The sequence below is a fragment of the Streptomyces sp. NPDC057445 genome (assembly GCF_042802855.1).
Taxonomy (GTDB): domain Bacteria; phylum Actinomycetota; class Actinomycetes; order Streptomycetales; family Streptomycetaceae; genus Streptomyces.
Genome location: NZ_JBHVDH010000034.1, coordinates 40,165 through 44,965, shown reverse-complemented (window position 1 = coordinate 44,965; position 4,801 = coordinate 40,165). Strand labels below are relative to the sequence as shown.

Annotated in this window: 2 protein-coding genes, 1 tRNA gene and 1 rRNA gene; 3 read left to right on the top strand and 1 reads right to left on the bottom strand. The window is 69.6% G+C overall.

Going from position 1 to position 4,801, the window contains the following annotated elements; genetic code table 11:
- Positions 1-93: ribosomal RNA gene (gene rrf / locus ACFU5O_RS35745) — 5S ribosomal RNA — on the top strand; the annotation flags it as partial.
- A 383-nt stretch (positions 94-476) separates the two neighbouring features.
- Positions 477-552 (top strand) — tRNA-Thr (locus ACFU5O_RS35740).
- 52 nt (positions 553-604) lie between these two features.
- Here the strand turns inward: ACFU5O_RS35740 and ACFU5O_RS35735 are convergent.
- Positions 605-3,259 (bottom strand): SpoIIE family protein phosphatase, encoded by a 2,655-nt coding sequence (locus ACFU5O_RS35735; protein ID WP_384246790.1) that lies wholly within the window; start codon positions 3,257-3,259, stop codon positions 605-607.
- 271 nt (positions 3,260-3,530) lie between these two features.
- Here ACFU5O_RS35735 and ACFU5O_RS35730 point away from each other — a divergent pair.
- Positions 3,531-4,801 (top strand): HAMP domain-containing protein (locus ACFU5O_RS35730; RefSeq protein ID WP_384246788.1); only part of this gene is annotated, 1,271 nt, incomplete at its 3' end.

Here is a 4,801-nt window from a genome sequence, read left to right as displayed (position 1 = left end):
ACGCCCGGTTACATTCCGAACCCGGAAGCTAAGCCTTTCAGCGCCGATGGTACTGCAGGGGGGACCCTGTGGGAGAGTAGGACACCGCCGAACAATCATTCCAGGAAAGCCCCGGACCTTATGGTCCGGGGCTTTCCTGCGTTGAGGGCTCGTCAGGAAACGGTCTTCGGAGGGCGTTGCAGGCCTTGCCGAGGCCGGTGTAGCCGGGCGGCGCATGGACCGTGCAGACGCGCCTCTTGCCTTTCCAGGCCGTGGTGACGGTCTGGTTGCCGGGGCAGGGCGAACCCTTCGCCACGGCAGACCACTTCGGTGGCTTCCTGCCGCCGCCGCCGAACCGCAGCCGGCGAGCGGTAACAGCAGATCCAGGACGTGGCAGTGACACAGCATGTGGTCCAGAGGGATGGATGGTGTGGAGCACACATGACTTCGGGGTATGATTCTTTCCGTTGCAGCGCGGGAAGCCGCCGAGGCAACAGGCCCCTATAGCTCAGTCGGTAGAGCGTCTCCATGGTAAGGAGAAGGTCAACGGTTCGATTCCGTTTGGGGGCTCCACAACGAAGAAGGCCCCCGCCTCACGGCGGGGGCCTTCTTCGTGCTCGGACGCTCAGATCTGCTGCGGCTCCGGGACACGCATCGCGAGGATCGCCATGTCGTCCGACGCGGGTTCGGCGGCAAAGCGCTCCACCGCTCGCAGAATTCGTGCGGCGACCGCCCCGGACGTGAGCCCCGTACAGGTCCTCAGAACGTCGGCGAGGCCGTCGTCTCCGAGCATCCGCGTGCCCTCGCGCCGCTCGGTGACTCCGTCCGTGACGCAGAGAAGGACGTCGCCCGGCTCCAGGGTGACGGTCTGCTCGTACAATTCCAGATCCTCCATCACGCCGAGCAGCGGCTGCGGTTCCGCCGCAGGCTCTACGGAGCCGTCCTGACGCAGGCGCAGCGGGAGCGGGTGACCGGCGCAGACGACCTTGAGGAGCGCGGAGCCGTCCTCCTGCGGCCACAACTCGCCGTAGAGCAAGGTGAGGAAGCGGCTTCGGGCGCCCTCGTCGAGGATTGCCGCGTTCAGTCGCTCCAGTACGGCGGGGCCACCGAAGCCCTCGCGGGCGAGAAGGCGGAGGGCATGCCGGGCGAGGCCGGTGACGGCGGCTGCCTCCGGCCCCGTGCCGCACACATCGCCGATGGCGAAGCCGTAGGCGCCGTCGCGGATGGGGAAGAGGTCGTAGAAGTCGCCGCCGACCTCGTTGCCTTCGCCCGCGGCGCGGTAGATGACGTCGACCTCCACGCCCGGGATCTGGGGTAGACCGGGCGGCAGCAGGCTGCGCTGCAGACTCTGGCTGATGGCCGTGCGCTCGGAGTAGAGGCGGGCGTTGTCGAGGGCGAGGGCCGCCCGTCGGGACAGGTCCTCGGCGAGTTCGAGGATTTCCTGGCGGAAGTGGTCGTCGGAGGGCTTGCCGAGGGTGAGCATGCCGATGACGCGGTTGCGGGCCACCAGCGGGAGGACGACGGTTTCGCCGCCGACCGCCGATGCGGTCGCGAGGGTGGTGCCGATGCCGGTCGAAAGATGGCCGGCACCGGAGCCCAGTTCGCGCATGGAGGTGCGCAGGGCGGCGCGGTGCGCAGCGTCGGCCGGGGCGGACCAGACGCGGGCACCGGGGGTCGGTACCGGGTCCGGGGGCTCGATCTTGGAGAGGAGGGCCTTGAGGCCGTCGATGCGCTCCTCGTCCTCATGGAGCACATAGGAGAGGTACGGCTCCGACGACTGGTCGGCGATCGTGTAGACCGCGCACCAGGTGGCGAGGGTGGGGACCGTCATCTGGGCCATCAGGGCCAACGTCTGGTCGCGGTCGAGCGTGCCCGCCAGCAGGTCGGAGGCTTCGACGAGGAAGCTGAGGGAGCCGCGGCGCAGTCGCTCCAACTCGCCCAGGCGGGCGGACTCGACGGCGAGTGCGATGCGGTCCGCGGCGAACTGGAGGCGCAGTGCCTCCTCGTTGGAGTAGCGTCCGGCGGCTTCGGCGGCGACCCCGAGAGAGCCGGTGAGTCTGCCCTCGACCTTGAGCGGAACGGTGACGACGGAACGCATGCCCGTACCGCCGAGGAGCGGCACGGCGCCGGGGACGGCGGTGAGGTCCTCGTGTACCGCGGGCATCCGGGCGGAGCCGTATCGGCCCGTGCCGGCTTCGACGGGGACGCGGGCGAAGCGCTGCCGGGCCGAGGGGAGTCCGGTGGTTGCCCGTACTTCGAGTTCGGTTTCGTCGTCGGTGGCGAGCAGCAGGAACGCCGAGTCGCCGTCGAGCATGTCGCGGGCGCGTTCGACCGTGCGCTGGAGGAGGCCGTCGAGGTCGTCGGGGGCGGGGGAACCGATGAAGACCTCGAAGGGGTCCGCGTTGCGGTTGTCGGCCCCCGTGCCGTCGGTGGAGGTGGTGCGCAACGGCGTCTGCAGGACCGCGCGTTCGTAGTCGCGGACGAGGAGGCAGACGGTGGAGGCCTCACCCTGGGTGTCGCGGACGCGGAGGTGGGATGCGTACACGGGGATGACTCGGCCGTCGGTGCCACGGATGCCGTAGCTGCCTTCCCAGCGGGAGAGTTGCAGTGCCTCGGCGATGCCGGTGCCGATGCCGGGGGTGTGCGGCCAGGCGGCGAGGTCGCCGAGGGGCTTGCCGAGGACCTGGTCGGCCGCGTAGCCGAAGAGGTGCTCTGCGTCCCCGTTCCAGGCGCTGATCGCGCCGTTGCGGTCGATCTGGGTGACGGCGACGCGGACGCGTTCGTCGGCGACGGGCAGGAGGTCGACGGGGAGGACCGGGCCGGCCGAGCGGGTGCCGACCCGGCGTTGTGGCAGGTCGAGTTGGAACCAGACTTGTTTGCGGGTCGGGGTGTACTCGACGCCCCACCGGGTCGCGAGGGCCGCGCAGAGCAGCAGCCCCCGGCCGTTCTCGCGGTCCGGGTGGGGCGCGGCTCTGCCGCCGCCCTGCATGGGGATCTCGCGCTCGGGATAGTGGTCGGCCACCTCGACCCGTACGCCTTCTTCGGTCCGAAGACACAGTACGTCCGCGGCGGTGCCCGCATGGATCACCGCGTTGGTGACGAGCTCGCTGGTGAGGACGACGGCATCGTCGACGACGTCGGAGTGCCCCCATCCCTGGAGCGTGTCCCGGACGAAGGCGCGGGCGGACGCGACGGACCGCCCGACAGGATCGAAGCTGGCCGCCGCCCGCGCGGTGATCACAGAACTCCTCGTACGCGTCTCGACACCCGGCTCTGCCATGGTCGGTGCCAGCCCCTCCCGGTGCCCGGTCGTAGTCCTCGCGCCAGTACCACCCCTCCGGGCGGAGCGGGGCGGTTGGACAGCCGGATGCCAGGTTACTTACCTTCGCTGTCCGAGCGGATGCCGGTCGCCGCCGTTTCCGCCCTCCTGGGGTGGGGACGCTATGCGAAGCTGCCGAACTGTTATGGCCTGGTTCGGCTGTGGTGAAACACTGGGAAAGCATTCCTGAGACAGCCCGAGCATGACGGTCAACCCCTGCGGGAGGGACACGGTGGAGTCTGGTGCAGCGGCGCGAGGCACGAGCACGCGCGCACAAGGCGGACAATCCCGGAGGAGTCAGTCACGGGGCGGGACGACGGCGGTGGACACCGCGGCGCTGAACCGGCTTCTCGCGGCCCTTGTCGCGATGCGGGACGGGAATTTCCGCAAACGGCTGACGGTCTCGGGCGACGGCGTCATGGCGGAGATCGCGGCCGTCTTCAACGAGGTCGCGGACCGCAATCTGCATCTCACCGGTGAGCTGGCGCGGGTGCGCCGGGTGGTCGGCCGTGAGGGCAAGCTCACGGAGCGGCTGGAGCCCGGGGCCTGTGAGGGCTCCTGGGCGGCCGCGATCGACGCGTCCAACGCGCTGGTGGACGACCTGGCCCGGCCGGTGTCCGAGGTGGGCCGGGTGCTGTCGGCGGTCGCGGAGGGCGACCTGGAGCAGCGTATGGAGCTCAGGTCGCATGCTCCGGAGGGTTCCGACGGGGCGGTACGGCCGCTGCGCGGGGAGTTCCTGAAGGTCGCCCGTACGGTCAACAGTCTGGTCGACCAGCTGTCGGCGTTCACCGACGAGGTGACTCGGGTCGCGCTGGAGGTCGGCACAGAGGGCAAGCTCGGCGGCCAGGCTCAAGTGCGAGGTATGTCCGGTTCGTGGAAAGATCTCACCGATTCGGTGAACACGATGGCGTACCGATTGACGGCCCAGGTACGTGACATTGCTCTCGTCACGACGGCGGTCGCCAAGGGCGATCTGTCGCGGAAGGTCACCGTCCATGTGGCCGGTGAGATGCTCCAGCTGAAGAACACCGTCAACACGATGGTCGACCAGCTGTCCTCTTTCTCGTCCGAGGTGACGCGGGTCGCGCGTGAGGTGGGTACGGAGGGCGAGCTCGGCGGCCAGGCGGCCGTGCCGGGTGTCGCGGGCGTGTGGAAGGACCTCACCGACTCCGTCAACACGATGGCGGGGAATCTCACCTCGCAGGTGCGGGGCATCGCGGAGGTCACCACCGCGGTCGCCAACGGCGATCTCTCGCAGAAGGTGACCGTGAGCGCGCGCGGCGAGGTGGCGCAGCTCGCCGAGACCATCAATCAGATGACGGAGACGCTTCGTACCTTCGCGGACGAAGTGACCCGGGTGGCGAGCGAGGTCGGTGCGGAGGGCCTGCTCGGAGGCCAGGCGCAGGTGCCGGGTGCGGCGGGGACCTGGAAGGACCTGACCGACTCGGTCAACACCGTCTTCCGCAATCTCACGACGCAGGTGCGGGACATCGCGCAGGTGAC

Coding starts and splice junctions, on each gene's coding strand:
- ACFU5O_RS35735 (WP_384246790.1), bottom strand. CDS start 3,259: ATGGCAGAGCCGGGTGTCGAGACGCGTACGAGGAGTTCTGTGATCACC.